Annotated in this window: 3 protein-coding genes; 2 read left to right on the top strand and 1 reads right to left on the bottom strand. The window is 37.2% G+C overall.

Annotation, left to right across the window (positions count from 1 at the left end; translation table 11 throughout):
* The coding region (locus CBG25_RS15410) for a transposase zinc-binding domain-containing protein (RefSeq protein ID WP_290607752.1) at positions 1-284 on the bottom strand (284 nt) is incomplete at its 3' end.
* Positions 285-424: 140 nt separating this feature from the next.
* Here CBG25_RS15410 and pyrD point away from each other — a divergent pair.
* The gene (pyrD, locus tag CBG25_RS15405) at positions 425-1,435 is read left to right on the top strand and encodes a quinone-dependent dihydroorotate dehydrogenase (protein ID WP_290607750.1); all 1,011 of its coding nucleotides are present in this window, start codon (positions 425-427) and stop codon (positions 1,433-1,435) included.
* A gap of 218 nt (positions 1,436-1,653) precedes the next feature.
* Positions 1,654-2,202, top strand: a complete 549-nt coding sequence (locus CBG25_RS15400) for a cell division protein ZapC (RefSeq protein WP_032116346.1) — start codon at positions 1,654-1,656, stop codon at positions 2,200-2,202.
* Positions 2,203-2,416 lie beyond the last annotated feature (214 nt).

The following is a 2,416-nucleotide window of genomic DNA, read 5'->3' as shown; positions in this document are numbered from 1 at the left end:
TCGGTGGCCTTTTTGCCGCAGCTCGGGCATCCCCGACCTTTACAGCTTTGGTAAATAAGGCGCCGATGTGGACAATGGGTATTCTCACAGCATAATTCGCGGCTTCCCATAAGTGGTGTGCCACAAGCTAGCATTTTGGTGACAACTTCTACTTCAACAGGCCTCAGTGGGTAAGTGTTTAGCAGTTCGGCCCAAGCACCGTTTCGCTGAAACAACGTTTTTAGAGGGCGAGGAGTGAATTTAGAAAGCACGGGGGGAATTTTATATGATTTCCAGAAGTTCAAGGTACCACCATTCTACCCGATATCGATTTGCAGCCGCTAGGCTGCTTCCTTGGCAATAGACTGTTTTTCTAGAATAAAAAACGGCAAATGGTTTTTACGACTAAATAATTTACATTATCTATCAAAAAAAGGTACAGCTAATGTTTTATCCCCTTATCCGAAAGGCGTTATTTCGTTTAAATCCAGAGCAAGCTGATGAAATTACCTTCCGGCAGCTTAAATATATCATGCATTCGCCGCTTAAGTTTTTGATCCGTCAGTCGGTCAATTTTAAGCCAACGACTTGTATGGGATTGACATTTAAGAATCCATTGGGATTAGCCGCCGGTCTTGATAAAGATGGTGAATGTATTGATGCTTTTGGCGCGATGGGATTTGGTTTCGTAGAAATAGGGACGGTCACACCTCGCCCACAACCTGGTAATGAAAAACCTCGGCTGTTCCGCCTGGTTGAAGCTGAAGGGCTTATCAACCGCATGGGATTTAATAATCTAGGTGTTGATAACCTGGTTGAGAATGTTAAAAAAGCAAAGTACGACGGTATTATTGGGATTAACATTGGCAAAAATAAAGATACACCGATTGAACAGGGTAAAGACGATTATTTAATTTGCATGGAAAAAATTTATTCATATGCAGGTTATATTGCTGTCAATATTTCTTCACCTAATACGCCAGATTTAAGATTGTTACAATATGGTGAAGCATTGGATGATTTATTGCAGTCAATTAAAAATAAACAACACTTATTAGCACAACAATACCAAAAGTATGTTCCTGTGGTGGTAAAAATTGCGCCTGATTTAACCGAAAAAGAAATTATTCAAATTAGCGATAGCTTAATTCGCCACCAGATTGATGGCGTTGTGGCCACAAATACAACTTTAGATCGGAATTTAGTGAAAGGATTAAGGTATTCAGAAGAAGCTGGTGGATTGAGCGGCCGACCTGTGCAATTGAAAAGCACTGAAATTGTGCGGTTGCTAACCAAGGAGTTAAAAGGACAGTTGCCAATCATAGCTGCAGGTGGAATTGATTCTTTGGTTGCAGCAAGAGAAAAATTGGCAGTAGGGGCATCATTGTTACAAGTTTATTCCGGATTTATTTATCACGGTCCTAAATTAATTAAAAATATTGTTAATTATATTTAATCTTAATTTAGGATTATAAAAAATTGACTGCTTTTTTATATATTAATATTTATTTTGTAATCTGATAATTTATTAAATTCAGGATTTTCTTTGAATATCTTTACGTAAAAACTCGAAATTTTTTCTATTATTTCTTTTATAGAAGTACTTTTTATCTTAATTTTAATTAGTATGGATTTTAAGCTTGTAAATAGTGTGATCAGATTGAGGGGTGATAAATGAAAATAAAACCCAATAATCAGTGGCGCTGGTATTACGATAATGAACATGAAAGGATGATGTTAGATTTGGCTAATGGAATGTTATTTCGTTCATGTTTTCCAGCAAAAATGTTGGTGGCATCTGCTTATGGAGAAATGACTTTTAATATTGATGATGCGGGGTTATATCATTGTATTGAAGAACAGCTGCAAAAATTATCACTTTCTGATGAGCATAGTGCGGAATTAATTTTAAATGCATTAGTTGCTTTTCGTTTTTTAAAGCCGCAGATGCCTAGAAGCTGGTATTTTTTGCCAGTAAATTGCCACGATGATTTGGTGTTGGGGGATGTTGTTCAGGTTCATATTGAAGATAGTGGACAGAAAGCATTGTTTTTAGTGGCAGAAGCAGGAAAATATGCCAGCTTATGTTTATTAATTGAGCCTAGATTAGTTTTGAAAGATCGGGTAATGAGATTTTGTGATCCGATTAAGATTATGAATAATCGCTTAATGATTTATCAACCATCAGCCAGTAGTTTAATATATGAAAGAGCTGTTTCATAAAAAAATAACCTGAATTAATCAATATTCAAGGTTTGGGCACCTCGAAAAACCTAAGCCGAGTTTGATTTTGCTGATAAAGTTATCGGAAGCTGGTCTACTGAGCTAACCACCATGAAGAAACGCAGCGCCATTAAGAATGACCTCTTTGCAAACCAGTATCACCAACAGACGATCGACAAGTTGGGTGACCCGCTGGTCAAGATCGAAACCTGTA

Origin of the sequence: Arsenophonus sp. ENCA, from assembly GCF_002287155.1 — a bacterium.
Classification (GTDB): domain Bacteria; phylum Pseudomonadota; class Gammaproteobacteria; order Enterobacterales; family Enterobacteriaceae; genus Arsenophonus; species Arsenophonus nilaparvatae.
This window is presented reverse-complemented; position numbering and strand designations above follow the sequence as displayed.

What these genes read in the sequence shown, in the direction of transcription:
- pyrD (WP_290607750.1), top strand. Translation starts at nt 425, where the DNA reads ATGTTTTATCCCCTTATCCGAAAGGCGTTATTTCGTTTAAATCCAGAG.
- CBG25_RS15400 (WP_032116346.1), top strand. Translation starts at nt 1,654, where the DNA reads ATGAAAATAAAACCCAATAATCAGTGGCGCTGGTATTACGATAATGAA.